The 15703-nt window shown below is 41.2% G+C and carries 19 protein-coding genes, 1 pseudogene and 1 other annotated feature; of the genes and pseudogenes, 11 read left to right on the forward strand and 9 right to left on the reverse strand.

Translation table 11 applies throughout. The features are described 5' to 3' along the window. Window positions 1-25 precede the first annotated feature (25 nt). Window positions 26-502, forward strand: coding sequence for an Imm6 family immunity protein (locus MK385_RS06010; protein ID WP_268725551.1), 477 nt, complete (start codon window positions 26-28; stop codon window positions 500-502). An 88-nt stretch (window positions 503-590) separates the two neighbouring features. Here MK385_RS06010 and yidA read toward each other — a convergent pair whose 3' ends face one another. Next, window positions 591-1397 carry a sugar-phosphatase gene (yidA, locus tag MK385_RS06015; RefSeq protein ID WP_084878008.1) on the reverse strand — a complete coding sequence of 269 codons (807 nt, stop codon included), beginning with the start codon at window positions 1395-1397 and terminating at the stop codon, window positions 591-593. 9 nt (window positions 1398-1406) lie between these two features. After that, the gene (locus tag MK385_RS06020) at window positions 1407-2714 is read right to left on the reverse strand and encodes an HD domain-containing protein (RefSeq protein ID WP_042902410.1); all 1308 of its coding nucleotides are present in this window, start codon (window positions 2712-2714) and stop codon (window positions 1407-1409) included. A gap of 71 nt (window positions 2715-2785) precedes the next feature. Between MK385_RS06020 and MK385_RS06025 the strand changes: the two genes are divergently transcribed. Next, window positions 2786-3163 carry a YwiB family protein gene (locus MK385_RS06025; RefSeq protein ID WP_268725552.1) on the forward strand — a complete coding sequence of 126 codons (378 nt, stop codon included), beginning with the start codon at window positions 2786-2788 and terminating at the stop codon, window positions 3161-3163. A gap of 24 nt (window positions 3164-3187) precedes the next feature. Here MK385_RS06025 and MK385_RS06030 read toward each other — a convergent pair whose 3' ends face one another. Continuing rightward, complete coding sequence (locus MK385_RS06030; RefSeq protein ID WP_268725553.1) at window positions 3188-4270, reverse strand: DEAD/DEAH box helicase; 1083 nt, start codon at window positions 4268-4270, stop codon at window positions 3188-3190. Further along, a complete protein-coding gene (locus tag MK385_RS06035; protein WP_268725554.1) occupies window positions 4267-5244 on the reverse strand; it encodes a Gfo/Idh/MocA family protein in 978 nt (325 codons plus the stop codon). Before MK385_RS06035 ends, MK385_RS06030 begins: the two co-directional genes overlap by 4 nt. A gap of 155 nt (window positions 5245-5399) precedes the next feature. On the opposite strand from MK385_RS06035, the gene MK385_RS06040 reads away from it, so the two are divergent. The 4 genes from MK385_RS06040 (at window position 5400) to rpmA (ending at window position 7256) form a co-directional block, all read left to right on the forward strand. Next, complete coding sequence (locus tag MK385_RS06040; protein ID WP_042768358.1) at window positions 5400-6080, forward strand: YoaK family protein; 681 nt, start codon at window positions 5400-5402, stop codon at window positions 6078-6080. 69 nt (window positions 6081-6149) lie between these two features. Next, window positions 6150-6237, forward strand: a sequence feature (ribosomal protein L21 leader region). A gap of 34 nt (window positions 6238-6271) precedes the next feature. Beyond that, a complete protein-coding gene (gene rplU, locus MK385_RS06045) occupies window positions 6272-6586 on the forward strand; it encodes a 50S ribosomal protein L21 (protein WP_000109141.1) in 315 nt (104 codons plus the stop codon). Window positions 6587-6601: 15 nt separating this feature from the next. Further along, window positions 6602-6946 (forward strand): ribosomal-processing cysteine protease Prp, encoded by a 345-nt coding sequence (locus tag MK385_RS06050; RefSeq protein ID WP_268725555.1) that lies wholly within the window; start codon window positions 6602-6604, stop codon window positions 6944-6946. 16 nt (window positions 6947-6962) lie between these two features. Then, window positions 6963-7256, forward strand: a complete 294-nt coding sequence (gene rpmA, locus MK385_RS06055; RefSeq protein WP_000916509.1) for a 50S ribosomal protein L27 — start codon at window positions 6963-6965, stop codon at window positions 7254-7256. Between the two features lie 123 nt (window positions 7257-7379). Here the strand turns inward: rpmA and MK385_RS06060 are convergent, their stop codons facing one another. From MK385_RS06060 to MK385_RS06080, 5 genes and pseudogenes are all read right to left on the reverse strand, one after another. Beyond that, window positions 7380-8222 (reverse strand): site-specific integrase, encoded by an 843-nt coding sequence (locus tag MK385_RS06060; protein ID WP_268725556.1) that lies wholly within the window; start codon window positions 8220-8222, stop codon window positions 7380-7382. 9 nt (window positions 8223-8231) lie between these two features. Then, window positions 8232-8486, reverse strand: a complete 255-nt coding sequence (locus MK385_RS06065; protein ID WP_268725557.1) for an Arm DNA-binding domain-containing protein — start codon at window positions 8484-8486, stop codon at window positions 8232-8234. A 123-nt stretch (window positions 8487-8609) separates the two neighbouring features. Further along, entirely contained in the window at window positions 8610-9560 is a 951-nt protein-coding gene (locus MK385_RS06070; RefSeq protein WP_247920518.1) for an Abi family protein, read from the reverse strand. Window positions 9561-10312: 752 nt separating this feature from the next. Continuing rightward, on the reverse strand, window positions 10313-10480 hold the full coding sequence (locus tag MK385_RS06075; protein ID WP_268725558.1) for a YjzC family protein: 168 nt from the start codon (window positions 10478-10480) through the stop codon (window positions 10313-10315). 420 nt (window positions 10481-10900) lie between these two features. After that, a pseudogene (locus tag MK385_RS06080) lies at window positions 10901-10972 on the reverse strand (AraC family transcriptional regulator); the annotation flags it as partial. Here MK385_RS06080 and MK385_RS06085 point away from each other — a divergent pair. The 5 genes from MK385_RS06085 (at window position 10965) to MK385_RS06105 (ending at window position 15703) form a co-directional block, all read left to right on the forward strand. Then, a complete protein-coding gene (locus tag MK385_RS06085) occupies window positions 10965-11873 on the forward strand; it encodes a LysR family transcriptional regulator (protein WP_042902404.1) in 909 nt (302 codons plus the stop codon). The pseudogene MK385_RS06080 and the gene MK385_RS06085 overlap by 8 nt on opposite strands. Beyond that, window positions 11870-12337, forward strand: coding sequence for a signal peptidase II (gene lspA, locus MK385_RS06090; protein WP_000745689.1), 468 nt, complete (start codon window positions 11870-11872; stop codon window positions 12335-12337). The genes MK385_RS06085 and lspA overlap by 4 nt, the downstream gene beginning before the upstream one ends. Continuing rightward, entirely contained in the window at window positions 12321-13220 is a 900-nt protein-coding gene (locus MK385_RS06095; protein WP_268725559.1) for an RluA family pseudouridine synthase, read from the forward strand. Before lspA ends, MK385_RS06095 begins: the two co-directional genes overlap by 17 nt. A gap of 101 nt (window positions 13221-13321) precedes the next feature. After that, window positions 13322-14431, forward strand: a complete 1110-nt coding sequence (proB, locus tag MK385_RS06100; RefSeq protein ID WP_221765766.1) for a glutamate 5-kinase — start codon at window positions 13322-13324, stop codon at window positions 14429-14431. Window positions 14432-14440: 9 nt separating this feature from the next. Further along, window positions 14441-15703 carry a glutamate-5-semialdehyde dehydrogenase gene (locus tag MK385_RS06105; RefSeq protein ID WP_084881377.1) on the forward strand — a complete coding sequence of 421 codons (1263 nt, stop codon included), beginning with the start codon at window positions 14441-14443 and terminating at the stop codon, window positions 15701-15703.

Raw genomic sequence — 15703 nt, forward strand, 5'->3', positions numbered from 1 at the left:
GTTCAAGTATAGATTAGGAGAGGATATGCAGACTAGTTATTTTATGTTGATTTTTACTGAGGCAATTGCGAATCATATGGAAACGCAATATATTTCACACATTCGAAGCGCCTTGGATGCATGTTGGAGTTTTTTGGAGAATAGAGATAAAAGGGGAGAGGAACTTTATCGTTTATTAGATGATGGGACAGACTTCAGTGGAATTTTTATCTACATGCAGCTGGATGAAAATGAAGCGAATACTCTTTTGTGGGACAACATTAGTTATGCAATAGGGGTGACTGCTAAAGAAGCTTTTGAGCTTGAAAACAAGAAGGAGTTTCCTTCTCCCCTGGAGAACATTGAACCTGGTTTGCTTGATGACTTTATTGAAAATTTAAAAGAAATCAGCGTGGATCTTTATCATCACGTCGAAGCTGTAAAATCTTTCATCAATAGAAATCCATATCCATCAAGAGAGTCTGCTTTAAAAGAACTAGATAAGATGGGCATACTTAGATGATTTGGTGAAAATTCAAAAACAACACCCCAGAAGTTAGAGTGTCATCTCTACTTTTTGGGGTGTTGTTTATTTTCTATGCTTAAGCATTTTACAATACCCAGGTACGAATAGCATGGGCTACGCCAGATTCGTCATTTGTTTTGGTGATGTATTTGGCGATTTTTTTGAGTTCTGGATTTCCATTTTCCATAACAACGGGGTTTCCAACGACTTCCAGCATGGCGCGGTCATTTTCTTCGTCCCCGATAGCCATAGTTTCATCTTTGGTTAATCCGAGTTTTTCAGCTAAGTGAGTGATGGCTGAACCCTTGTCTACATTCTTTTTAAGGAGTTCGAGGTAGAAAGGAGCAGATTTGTTGATGGAGTAGCGTTCGTAAAATTCTGCTGGTATCTTTTCAATCGCAGCGTCGAGAATTTCCGGTTCATCGATAAACATACACTTGACGATTTCCTTGCCAGCCATTTCTTCAGGGGTGCGGTAGAAGATGGGCATGCTGACGAGGGTTGATTCGTGCACCGTGTATTTTCCGATATTGCGATTGGCCGTGTAGATACCGTCCTTGGTAATGGCGTGCATGTGGACACCAAGTTTGCGACTGAGAAATTCCATATCCAGATAGTCCTCATAGGTCAAGGATTCGCTGATAATCTCATGGGCAGTAGCAGTTTCTTGAACAAGGGCACCGTTGAAGGTCACGACATAGTCACCTTGATCTCTCAACTGCAAGTCGTCCAGAAGTTTGGCAACACCTGCAATAGGGCGACCGGTTGCAATCACGACCTTGACGCCAGCTTGTTTCGCATCTTGGATGGCAGAAAAGACTTCCGGAGTGATTTCTTTTTTACTGTTAACCAGGGTACCATCGATATCGACGGCGATTAGTTTAATACTCATAAATTTCCTCTATTCGTTCTTATTTGGGGTAAAATGATCGTTCTCAATCAAGTGTAAAAATTGCTGGGTAATGCTTGCGAAGATACTGTTTTGATCCAACATTTCTTTCGGAAAATAGAAACGATTGTCTCCATGGCGACTGCCAGCAAGGGATTGGACGATAGGGGACAGGCTAGAGAGTTCTGCCAGTTCACCATTTTTCTGTAGAATCTCAATCTGTGTCCGTGGATTTTCAGATTCGGGACGATAGATATCATAAGGGAGGTCAAAGTTCTTATGAATGGCAGTATAGTAGTCTGGATCAAAACCGATTTCTTCAACCAGTTGTCTCATGGTTGCGAGTTGGTCTTGGTCTTCTTGAGAAAAGGTGATAGATTTAAAGACTTTACGGTTGACAAAGCGTTGCGACAAGTCTGCGAGAATCTTGTCAGGACTGGTCATCCAGAGTTGGAAGTAGGTATTCATCACGCCATCATCCAGAGCTAGATAGTCAGATAGAGTAACTTTCTTTTCAAAAAAAGGTAGCAAATGTGGAGAAGTGCGTGCAAAGAAATCCTTATCCTCAGGATAGAGTTCCTTGGCGCGTTTGAGAAGATTCTGTAGGAGAACTTCCATGGCCCGTGTTGCTGGATGGAAATAAACCTGCATATACATCTGGTAGCGACTGAGAACATAGTCTTCGATGGCGTGCATGCCGTTGCGCTGAAAGGCGATACCATTTTCGACAGGACGAATGACTCGAAGGATCCGTGTCAGATCAAATTCCCCATAAGATGCTCCTGTAAAATAGGAGTCGCGCAAAAGATAGTCCATGCGGTCTGCATCAATTTGGCTAGAAATGAGCTGCACGACCTGCTTGTTAGGATAGGTATGGTCGATGACACTAGCCACCTTTTTTGGGAAATCAGGCGCTACTTGTAGTAGGACTTGGTGAATCTCTGTCTCAGGACTTTGGATGATTTCCTGAGTGATGGCTTCGTGGTCTGTATCAAAGAGATGTTCAAAAGTATGCGAGTAGGCACCATGCCCAAGGTCATGAAGGAGCGCAGCGGTCATGGTCAAGAGAGATTCAGCAGGATCCCATTCTTCAGGGTATTTTTCTTCAAAAATCTCCGTGATACGACGAGCAATCTCATAGACCCCCAAACAGTGGGAAAAGCGACTGTGCTCACCACCATGGAAGGTATAGCTGGAAGTTCCTAGCTGTTTGATACGGCGCAAGCGTTGAAATTCTTTTGTATTGATCAAGTCATAGATGACCTGATTGTTTACATGGATATAATTGTGAACTGGGTCACGGAATACTTTTTCGTTCATATGACCATTATAGCAAAATCCTGCTCTTTTTGGTAAAATAGTAGGACAAGAGACAAGAAAGAGGATTTGATGTGAAGATTCGGATGCGAAATAGGATTCAGTTTGATGAACAGTTGGAAGTGATTGACCAGCTCTATGACGTGGAAGTGCGTGAAAAGGGGGATTATAGCTATTTACTCTTTTATAATGAGGAAAAGGAAAAAGTGGTTCTCAAGTTTCATGGTCAAGAACTGGTGATGACCCGTTTCTCGAGTCCCAAGACCATCATGCGTTTTCTAAAGGATAGTGATAGTTTGGCCTATATTCCTACTCCAATGGGGATGCAGGAGTTTATCATTCAAACGAGTCACTACAAACTAGATGGGCAAAAGATTGAGCTAGCCTATCAACTACAAAATCAAGAGGGACACCTCTTTGCCAGCTATCAATTAGAAATTACTTGGGGATAAGAAAAAGGTTGGCCAATGCCAACCTTATTTGATATAGAGTTCTTGATTTTTTAGGACAATTTCACGTACACTTGCGAATTTCTTGAGTTTTTTAAGCTCTTCAGGATGGGTTACGAGAGTGATCACATAGCCCTCTTTGCCCATGCGACCTGTACGGCCAGCGCGGTGAGTGTAAGTTTCGATGTCTCTAGGAATATCAAAGTTTACGACACATTCTAGACTATCAATATCAATCCCACGAGCTAGAAGGTCTGTTGCAAGAAGAAGAGTTAGTTGCTTGTTCTTAAACTTTTTCAAGATGACTTTTCGAAATTTAACATTGACATCGCTAGCGAGGGAAACAGCCAAGATATCGCGATACTGTAATTTTTCCTCTGCACTTCCAAGGTCTGACAAGCTGTTAAAGAAGACCAGACCACGGAAATCCTCAACATGAGCCAGCTTTCGTAGCATGTCTACTCGGTGACGTTGGTCTACCTGCATGTAGAAGTGTTGGATGTTGTCCAACTTTTGGTCAGAAAGGTCGATGGTGCGCGTGTTTGGAGCAATCTTCTCTTGGTCAAACTTGGTCGTCGCACTCATGTAGATGAGTTGGTGGTCACGAGGTGCGTAGTGAGTGATTTTCTCAACAAAGTGAATCTGAGAATCATCAAGCAATTGGTCAAATTCATCCAGAATGATGGTTTCCACATTCATCATCTTGATTTTTTTCAATTTAATCAACTCAAAGATACGGCCAGGAGTTCCAATCAAAATTTCTGGTCCTTTTTTTAGGCGTTCAATCTGACGTTTCTGACTCGAACCTGATAAGAAGAGCTGGGCAGTCAAGCCGACAGCCTCTGCCCACGTTTTACATACATCAAAAATCTGTCCAGCAAGTTCTGTATTTGGTGCTAGAATCAAGAGTTGCTGGGCTTTTTTCTTTTGTAGTCTGAGAAGACTTGGTAGGAGGTAAGCTAGGGTCTTACCAGTTCCTGTTGGGCTCACTCCTAGGAGGTTTTCTCTAGCAAGAATGGGCTCAAATAGTTGAGTTTGAATGGGGGTGAATTCTTGGAAACCAAGTCGGTCACTTAGTTCTTGCCATTCAGTAGGTAGTTTGGTTTTCATTTTTCTGCCTCAAATCTAATGCCAGCAGTCTGGCGCATGGTATAGAGTAAATCATGAACAAAACCTGCATCATCCAGCCAAGTCTGGTAGAGCGTCTGGTTTGGTTGCTGGATCATGTGTGCAAATGCAGCAACTTCCTCAGTCATCGTATGAGGAGCCTGTTGGATAGGGAGTTGAACTTGATTTCCTTGGTGGTCGCTAAAAATAGCTGAGCGGACATGCTCAATCGTGTTGAGGGTCAAGGTTCCATCTGCTGTGTAGATCTCGCAAGGAAGATTGGAAGTGATGTTTTTCCCAGCCTTGATATGAACTTGAAAGTCAGCGTAGAAGAGGATACCGTCTCCATTTAGGTCAATGCAATTGTCAAGCTGTTGAGCCTGATAGGTCGCGTCTTGAGCCTTTCCAAAGAGACGAATAGCAGCGTAGAGAGGGTAAATCCCCAAATCCATAAGGGCTCCACCAGCAAAACGATCTGAAAAGACATTTGGCGTCTGTCCAGCCAATAAGTCAGGCATCTTGGAAGAATACTTGGCATAGTTGAAATCTCCTCCCAATACTTGCTTGTCTGCTAAAAAGTTTTTGATAGTAGTAAAAGCTTCCTCGTGGTAATTACGAGCTGCCTCAAAGATAAAACAGTGATTTTTCTCAGCTGTCTGTCTTAAATCCAGCCACTCTTGTGGCTGAGTGACAGCTGGCTTTTCAAGAATGACGTGCTTACCAGCAGACAAGGCAGCCTTGGCTTGAACAAAATGCAAGGAGTTTGGACTGGCGATATAGACTACATCAAAGGAAGACTTAAAGAAGTCTTCTAATTGATCAAAGAGTTGGATATCCTGATACCGAGAAGCAAAGGTTGCGGCAGTTTCTAGTTTTCTAGAATAGACTGCAACTAGCTGGTATTCTCCGCTAGCATGGGCTGCTTCTATAAAATGATGGCTGATAGCCCCTGTTCCGATGACACCTAATTTAAGCATAAATACTCCTTTTCCGACTTCAAATCCTTCCTTCATTATAACATAGAAAAGAAGGACTATCCAACAGATGGTAAAAATTTTCAAATGGACTACGCTTTTCTCAAAGAAAGTGGTACAATGTTTAGATAAGTAGATGAAATGAGAAGGGGGAGAAAATGAGATTATTACCAATAAGAAAAATATCACGTCAGTCTAAGAGACTAGCGCTTTTTTTGACTTTTTGTGCAGGATATGTCGATGCCTATACCTTTATCGTTCGAGGGAACACTCTTGTGGCTGGACAAACTGGGAATGTGGTTTTTCTTTCTGTAGGACTCATTCAACAGAATGTCTCGGATGCCAGTGCCAAAGTAATGACCTTGTTTTCCTTTATGATGGGTGTCTTTTTTCTGACATTGTATAAGGAAAAACTACGAATTGTTAAAAAGCCGATTTTGTCCTTGATTCCTCTTGCAGTCCTATCCCTAATTGTAGGCTTTGTGCCACAAACGGTTGATAATATCTATCTCGTACCGCCATTGGCCTTTTGTATGGGACTGGTGACAACTGCCTTTGGAGAAGTTTCGGGAATCGCCTATAATAATGCCTTTATGACAGGGAATATCAAACGAACGATGCTGGCTTTTGGAGATTATTTCCGAACCAAACATACGCCTTTCCTACGAGAGGGATTGATTTTTGTTAGCTTACTTAGCAGTTTTGTCTTCGGAGTTGTTTTTTCAGCTTATTTGACGATTTACTATCAGGAGAAGACAATTCTAGGTGTTCCTCTTATGATGAGTATCTTTTACTTCAGTATACTTTTTGCTTCTTGGAGAAAAAAAGGAGAGAAATAGCTTAAATTTGATTGATTTCGCTTGTAAGAAAAGAGAAGATATGCTATACTTGAAGAGTTGACTATGCACAATCCTGTGCAACCGCACGAACATCGTAACTTGTTTCTTCAAGTTTAAGTGGTTCGTCCCACGATGCTAGGCGAGTCTTCACAAAAATACGGGGAAACCCTAAAAATCATAGGAGGTGCATAATGAGCACATACGCAATTATCAAAACTGGCGGAAAACAAGTTAAAGTTGAAGTTGGTCAAGCAGTTTACGTTGAAAAATTGAACGTTGAAGCTGGTCAAGAAGTCACTTTTAACGAAGTTGTTCTTGTTGGTGGTGAAAACACTGTTGTCGGAACTCCACTTGTTGCTGGAGCTACTGTAGTTGGAACTGTTGAAAAACAAGGAAAACAAAAGAAAGTTGTTACTTACAAGTACAAACCTAAAAAAGGTAGCCACCGTAAACAAGGTCACCGTCAACCATATACAAAAGTTGTCATCAACGCGATCAACGCTTAATTTTAAGGAGAACACATGATACAAGCAGTCTTTGATAGAGCCGAAGATGGCGAGCTGAGGAGTGCGGAAATTACTGGACACGCCGAAAGTGGCGAATACGGCTTAGATGTCGTGTGTGCATCGGTTTCTACGCTTGCCATTAACTTTATCAATTCCATTGAGAAATTTGCAGGCTATGAACCAATCTTAGAATTAAACGAAGATGAAGGTGGCTATCTAAAGGTTGAAATACCAGCGGATCTTCCTTCACACCAGAGAGAAATGACCCAGTTATTCTTCGAATCATTTTTCTTAGGTATGGCAAACTTATCGGAGAACTCTTCTGAGTTCGTCCAAACCAGAGTTATCACAGAAAACTAACACGGAGGAAAACATTATGTTAAAAATGACTCTTAACAACTTGCAACTTTTCGCCCACAAAAAGGGTGGAGGTTCTACATCAAACGGACGTGATTCACAAGCGAAACGTCTTGGAGCTAAAGCAGCTGACGGACAAACTGTAACAGGTGGATCAATCCTTTACCGTCAACGTGGTACACACATCTATCCAGGTGTAAACGTTGGTCGTGGTGGAGACGATACTTTGTTCGCTAAAGTTGAAGGCGTAGTACGCTTTGAACGTAAAGGTCGCGATAAGAAACAAGTTTCTGTTTACCCAATCGCAAAATAAAAAGGTTCAGTGAACCTTTTTATCCCGAGCCTTGAAATGACAAGGCAAGGAAGCTAGAAGTAGCATTAAATAAGGCTTTCCGAGTTTTCGGAGAGCCTATTTTTTTGTTTTGATACCCATATTTTAAAAACCAATGTAAAAAGCGAACTTATCAGCCACTTCATCCTTTGCCTTTTGAGTGACATGGGCATAGATATCCATAGTGGTTTGGATATTCTCATGACCTAGCCTTTCCTGGACCTCTTTGATAGTGGCACCAGCTTCGAAAAGTAGTGAGCAGTGTGTGTGTCTGAAACCATGAGGAGTGATTCGCTTGAAATCAGGATACTTCCTCCAAATCCTGTTCAACATATTATTGACATGGACAATACTTTTAGCCTCGCCATTCTCATTTTTAAAAAGAAGTCCCTTTGTACTATACTTGTGCCAATCTTTTAAAACTTCAATTGTTTTTTGATCCAGGGCAATAGTTCGAGCACTCTTTTTGGTTTTTGGAGTCTGAAAGATTAGTTTATTATCTTCACCCTTGGCTAGGGTTTGCTTGACAGAAATCTGTCCAGTTTTCAAGTCAAAATCGGACCATCTTAGAGCGCTGATTTCATTTTTTCGCATTCCTGTGAAAGCTAGTAATCTAAAATACGTCAGCATTTCAACATCATCAAAACCTTTAACGATTTCGAAAAACTCTTGTAGTTCTTCTTTGTTGTAGAACTTTTCAAGTTCATCTGTATTATTTTTTTGTCGTTTAGGTTTCAGAGTCTTTCTCATTGGATTTGTTTCAATCAGTTCCATGGATATAGCGTAATCAAAGATTTGATTTGCTATGCTGATGATTCCAAAAAATCTCTTATATTCATCTGCCCACTTATTCACTTGGGTTTGGCACATCGTCATGGTAATCTTATTTATGGCTTTATTTCCAAAGATTGGCAAGATATGACGGTCAGCAATGCTAGTTTGGCTCACATATGTTGATTATTTGACTGTATTTTTATAATGATCCTTCCAAATCTCATAGACTTGGAGAAAGGTAGTTGTGGTGGTGTTTTTTGCTCTGAATGTCTTTTTTTCATACTCAGTAAGGAACTTTGCTTCAGCAAGTCTTGCTTCACGTTCTGTTTTAAAACCACTACGAAAGGTTTGAATCTTCTTGCCGGTTAATGGATCTAATCCATGATATGCTTTAAAATAATAAGCAGTAGTTCCATTCTTTTGATATTTTCCAATCATTGATTTTGAACCTCATTTCTGATAAAATGGGCATAAGAAAACGACCTTTTGAATGGTTGTTTCTTATACCTAAGTTCCTCACACTCAGAGTGGCCAAACTTTGCGAGTGTGGGGATTTTTTATTTAGACGATAGGAATAAGCTCGCCACCTATTTGTTGGTTTATATAATTTCTATCTTCTGGATATTTCAACAGATAGGAGTTGATAGCTTCCATAATCTGGAAGTTCAATAATCCCACTGGTGATACTGGACCCCAAGTTTTAAATAGGGTTAGGGAAAAGATGAGTGTTCTCAAACCGTTTTGTCCTTGCCCATTCTTGTAATCTTCTTCTGAGATGTGCAATCGATTGTGAAAGAACTTATTGTAATTGATTTTGTTCTTTTCTGTTGTAAAGTTATAGACTCTTCCAAGATGGGCGCATCTGTTTCGATAGGAGAGTAAGAAGTAAAATACATTTATAAACAATTGTTTAATACCATTATCTATATTTTCTTTGTCTAGCCCTGTCATGCGCTGGATAACTTCTGTCTTTATATGTGACTTTTGTAGTTTATAAAAAGTGATTAGGTGGCCAAAAGTCATCCCTTTAACAAGAATCCAAGGTGGTACGTTGCCATGCTTTTCTCGATAATGTTTATATGGTTGGGTCTTATCTTGGGTGATTTTATAGCATTTACGTAGAAACTTGGATCGTTCAGACTCTTTGAATTTTTTAGCACCTCGTTCATAGTTCTCTCTTTGAAGGTATTTATCTTGGTCCGCAGTGTAATGTTCTGCGACTACGTATGAGAGAACGGTTCTAAGATGAGCCTCGATTTCTTGTAATGCTAGATTGATATTTGTTCGTATGCTTTTGTCCATGAGGAAAAAGTCTACGAGTTTTTCAAATGTTGTACCCTCTTTGAATTTCTCTCCTTGTTCAATACCAATTTCTTTATAGCCGTTTATGATTTCGTAATAGCTGTATGTCGATAAAATGCTGATTGCACTGTTTTCATCTCGGATGGCAAGTCCTCGAGATTTTAGGAGTTCTATCTGCTCTCGGAATGTTTTGAACGGTTTTGTTTCCATATTTCTCCTTTGTAAATCAAAAAGAGTCCCTGCATAGATGCAAAGACTCTTCTAGGCTCCCAGGGGGGAGCATTCACTTAGATTAACTTTATTATAGAGTCTTTTGCTGTTTTTGTCAAGTTTTTTTGTTAAATTCAGTTTTTTCTACCCTCTATATATGCCCAGACTCGCAAAATTTTACGAGTGTGGGGATTTTTTTATTTTTGGGCTAGGATAGCGATAATTGAAACCACAATCCCAATAATTGAAAGGAGAGATCCAACAGTTAATGCGATTATACATTATTAGACCGCTCTCTGGTTGGCGTACCAGATTCACCAATAGCAGTCACAATAAAACAATTTTTTTCGGACATAGTTTTTGCTCCGATCGTTTTATTTTAATTATACCATATTTGAAAGGGGGGAGGAAATGAGACCAAAACGATATCCGTATAACTTTAAACCAAATCGGGTGAATGTTTTAGATAGTCGATTTTATACATGACTAATCGTTGAAACTAGCGATAGAAAGAAAAAAATCACAGAAGTTACATTGGATGATGTAACTCCTGCTGCAGGATATACCGTAAGGCTAAGGCCCAAATATGACTAGCCTTTAGGAGGGAATAAAATGATTCATCATTATATAACTCATTATGCAAGCAATGGGAAAGATTACACTGAAGCATGGATTCAAATCAATATTTTTGGAATGTGCTTTTGTTTATGGAAAAAGCGTACAATCATTGAACGATTGTACGCAAACGAAGATTAGACTTTCTTCCAGCCGTTGCCTTTAGCTGATGTCGGAGGGAGCCGATCACCTTTTCCAATAGTTGCGGTATGACCGTTAGTGACTTTTTCACCACGAGGTCCCACCTCTACATAGTGGCCAGGTTTCTGATTGTCTGTTCCAGGTTTTATTGGAGTATTTGACATAATAATGCTCCTTTCTATTGAAATTTTGACTAAAATGGTTAGAGGTCCTAGTCAAGAATGATTATAACATAGATTGCAGAAAAACACAATATATTGTTATTTAAAATCTTCTGAAAAACAACATATAGTGTTTTCGTAGGTGTGAAATGTGAAAATAATTAAACAGAATAATGTTGAAAAGAAATTTGAATGGCAATCAATTATCTAAGATGGCTGGAGTTAATCGAAGTTTCTGTTTACCCAATCGCTAAATAAAAAGGTCCAGTGAACCTTTTTATCCCGAGCCTTGAAATATAAAGGCGAGGAAGCTAGAAATAGCATTAAATAAGGCTTTCCGAGTTTTCGGAGAGCCTATTTTTTTGTTTTGATACCCATAACTCTTTGTTACTAGTGTAGATTAATTTTATGAGCGACATTATTTTTCCTAAGTGGAAAATTTCTAAAATATGGTATAATGAACAGATAGAGAAGTTGGGGGTAGAAGATGAATATTCAACAATTACGCTATGTTGTTGCTATTGCCAATAGTGGTACTTTCCGTGAAGCTGCTGAAAAGATGTATGTTAGTCAGCCGAGTCTGTCTATTTCTGTGCGCGATTTGGAAAAAGAGTTAGGCTTTAAAATTTTCCGTCGGACGAGTTCAGGAACGTTTTTGACACGTCGCGGTATGGAATTTTATGAGAAAGCGCAAGAATTGGTCAAAGGATTTGATGTTTTTCAAAATCAGTATGCCAATCCTGAGGAAGAAAAGGATGAATTTTCCATTGCCAGTCAGCACTATGACTTCTTGCCACCAACCATTACGGCTTTTTCAGAGCGCTATCCTGACTACAAAAACTTTCGTATTTTTGAGTCTACTACAGTTCAAATCTTAGACGAAGTAGCCCAAGGACATAGTGAGATTGGGATTATCTACCTCAACAACCAAAATAAAAAGGGCATCATGCAACGGGTTGAAAAGCTTGGTTTAGAAGTTATTGAACTAATTCCTTTCCAGACTCACATTTATCTTCGTGAAGGACATCCTTTAGCACAGAAAGAGGAATTGGTCATGGAGGATTTAGCTGATTTACCAACAGTTCGCTTTACTCAGGAAAAGGACGAGTACCTATACTATTCAGAGAACTTTGTCGACACCAGCGCGAGCTCCCTGATGTTTAATGTGACGGACCGTGCTACCTTGAACGGTATTTTGGAGCGGACGGATGCTTATGCAACAGGTTCAGGATTTTTAGATAGCGACAGTGTTAATGGCATCACAGTCATTCGTCTCAAGGATAATCTAGATAACCGCATGGTCTATGTCAAACGGGAAGAAGTGGAGCTTAGTCAAGCTGGGACTCTTTTCGTTGAGGTTATGCAAGAATATTTTGATCAGAAGAGGAAATCATGAAAAAAAGAGGAATAGTGGCAGTCATTGTACTGCTTTTGATTGGGCTGGATCAGTGGGTTAAAGCCTATGTTCTCCAGCAGATTCCACTGGGTGAAGTGCGTTCGTGGATCCCCAATCTCGTTAGCTTGACTTATCTACAAAATAGAGGAGCAGCCTTCTCTATGTTACAAGACCAGCAGTGGTTTTTTGCTATCATTACCTTGGTCGTCATGGCTGGAGCCATTTGGTATCTACATAAACACATGGAGGATTCTCTCTGGCTAGTTTTTGGACTGACTTTGATCATCGCGGGAGGTCTGGGCAACTTTATCGACAGAATGAGTCAAGGTTTTGTGGTGGATATGTTTCACCTAGACTTTATCAACTTTGCGATTTTCAATGTTGCTGACAGCTATTTGACAGTTGGTGTCATTGTTTTATTGATTGCAATGCTTAAAGAGGAAGTAAATGGAAATAAAAATTGAAATTGGTGGACAACGTTTAGACAAGGCCCTGTCGGAACTGACAGAATTGTCACGCAGTCTCGCTAATGAACAAATCAAGGCTGGACAAGTTTTGGTTAATGGGCAAGTAAAGAAAGCAAAATACACTGTCCAAGAGGGGGATATCGTCACCTACCATGTGCCAGAACCAGAGGTTTTAGAGTATGTGGCTGAGGATATTCCGCTAGACATCATCTTCCAAGATGAGGATGTGGCTGTCGTCAACAAACCTCAGGGGATGGTGGTTCATCCCAGCGCAGGTCATACAAGTGGAACCTTGGTTAATGCCCTCATGTACCATATCAAGGATTTGTCAGGTATCAATGGCGTTCTTCGCCCAGGCATCGTTCACCGTATTGATAAGGACACGTCTGGTCTCCTTATGATTGCTAAGAATGATGAGGCCCACATGGCACTTGCCCAAGAACTAAAGGACAAGAAGTCTCTCCGCAAATACTGGGCGATTGTTCATGGCAATCTTCCCAATGATCGTGGTGTCATTGAAGCGCCGATTGGTCGTAGTGAAAAAGACCGTAAGAAACAGGCTGTGACTGCTAAAGGAAAGCCTGCAGTAACACGTTTTCACGTCTTGGAACGCTTTGGAGATTATACCTTAGTGGAGTTGCAACTGGAAACAGGGCGTACTCACCAAATTCGTGTTCATATGGCTTATATTGGCCATCCAGTCGCTGGGGATGAGGTCTATGGTCCACGCAAGACCTTGAAAGGACATGGACAATTCCTCCATGCTAAAACTCTAGGTTTTACCCATCCGAGAACAGGTGAGACCTTGGGGTTCACAGCAGATATTCCAGAGATTTTTAAAGAAACGCTGGAAAGATTGCGTAAAACTGAGAATAGATAAAAGAGTTGAGATACCTTGTCTCAACCTTTTTCATTTCAAGTCTTTTCTATTTTAAAGCATTCATGTTATAATGGATAAATATGAAGAATCGGAGTGAGAATATGAAGTACAAACGAATCGTCTTTAAGGTAGGGACTTCCTCCTTGACAAATGAAGACGGGAGTTTATCAAGGAGTAAAGTAAAGGCAATTACCCAGCAATTGGCTATGCTGCATGAGGCTGGACATGAGTTGATTTTAGTGTCATCTGGGGCAGTTGCCGCTGGATTTGGAGCTTTGGGTTTTAAAAAACGTCCAACCAAGATTGCAGATAAACAAGCTTCGGCTGCAGTTGGTCAAGGACTTTTGTTGGAGGAATATACAACTAACCTCCTCATGCGCCAAATCGTTTCTGCACAAATCTTGCTGACACAGGATGATTTTGTAGATAAACGTCGCTATAAGAACGCCCACCAGGCCTTGTCTGTATTGCTTCATCGTGGGGCAGTTCCTATCATTAACGAGAATGATAGCGTCGTTATTGATGAGCTCAAGGTTGGGGATAATGACACTCTAAGTGCCCAGGTAGCGGCGATGGTCCAAGCGGATCTTTTAGTTCTCTTGACGGATGTGGACGGCCTCTATACTGGCAATCCCAACTCAGATCCAAGAGCTAAACGCTTGGATAAAATTGAGACTATCAATCGTGAGATTATTGATATGGCTGGTGGAGCAGGTTCGTCTAATGGTACAGGTGGGATGTTGACAAAAATCAAAGCTGCAACTATTGCGACGGAATCAGGTGTTCCAGTCTATATTTGCTCCTCCATGAAATCAGATGCCCTGATTGAGGCAGCGGAGGAGACCAAGGATGGTTCCTTCTTTGTTGCGCAAGAGAAAGGCCTTCGTACCCAGAAACAATGGCTAGCCTTCTATGCTCAAAGTCAGGGAACGATTTGGGTAGATGGTGGGGCTGCAGAGGCACTTTCAAAAAACGGGAAAAGTCTCCTTTTATCAGGCGTTGTAGAAGTGGAAGGAAGCTTCTCTTACCACGATATTGTAACAGTGGCTGATAAAGAAACAGGTCAATCTCTTGGAAAGGGACGTGTCCAATTTGGCGTCTCAGCCCTAGAAGATATGCTCCGTTCTCAAAAAGCTAAGGGAGTCTTGATTCACCGTGATGACTGGATTTCCATTACTCCTGAAATCCAGTTGCTCTTTACAGAATTTTAGAGGTGAACTATGGTAAGTACACAAGAACAATTTGAACAGGTACAAGCTGTTAAGAAATCAATCAATACTGCTAGTGAAGTAGTGAAAAACCAAGCCTTGCTAGCCATGGCTGATCAGTTATTGGCAGCTACTGAGGAGATTCTAGAGGCCAATGCCCTCGATATGGCAGTGGCCAAGGGGAAAATTTCAGATGTCATGCTAGACCGTCTTTATTTGGATGAGGGACGTATAGAAGCGATGGCAAGAGGGATTCGTGAAGTGGTTGCTTTACCAGATCCTATCGGTGAAGTTCTAGAAACAAGTCAGCTTGAAAATGGCTTGGTTATTACCAAGAAACGTGTGGCCATGGGGGTTATTGGGATTATCTATGAAAGCCGTCCAAATGTGACGTCTGATGCGGCTGCTTTGGCTCTCAAGAGTGGGAATGCGGTCGTTCTTCGTAGTGGGAAGGACGCCTACCGAACTGCTCATGCTATTGTCACAGCTTTGAAGAAGGGCTTGGAGACGACTACTATTCATCCTGATGTGATTCAACTGGTGGAAGATACCCGTCGAGAAAGTAGCTATGCTATGATGAAGGCTAAGGGCTATCTAGACCTTCTCATTCCTCGTGGAGGGGCTGGCTTGATCAATGCTGTGGTTGAAAATGCTATCGTACCTGTTATCGAGACAGGAACTGGAATTGTTCATGTCTATGTGGATAAGGATGCCGATGAAGACAAGGCTCTATCTATCATCAACAATGCTAAAACCAGTCGTCCTTCTGTCTGCAATGCCATGGAGGTCTTGCTGGTTCATGAAGACAAGGCAGCACGTTTTCTTCCTCGCTTGGAGAAAGTGCTGGTTACAAGTCGGAAAGAAGCTGGACTGGAACCAATTCAATTCCGCCTAGATAGCACAGCAAGTCAGTTTCTTTCAGGTCGAGCAGCCGAGGCACAAGACTTTGACACCGAGTTTTTAGACTATATCCTAGCAGTTAAGATTGTGAGCAGTTTAGAAGAAGCAGTTGCCCATATTGAAGCCCACAGTACCCATCATTCGGATGCGATTGTGACGGAAAATGTTGAAACTGCGGCTTTCTTTACAGATCAAGTGGACTCAGCAGCGGTTTATGTCAATGCCTCAACGCGTTTCACTGATGGTGGGCAGTTTGGTCTTGGATGTGAGATGGGAATTTCTACTCAGAAACTGCACGCGCGTGGACCAATGGGCTTGAAAGAGTTAACCAGCTACAAGTATGTGGTTACTGGTGACGGACAGATAAGGGAGTAA

This window comes from Streptococcus oralis (assembly GCF_026782125.1).
Taxonomy (GTDB): domain Bacteria; phylum Bacillota; class Bacilli; order Lactobacillales; family Streptococcaceae; genus Streptococcus; species Streptococcus oralis_CE.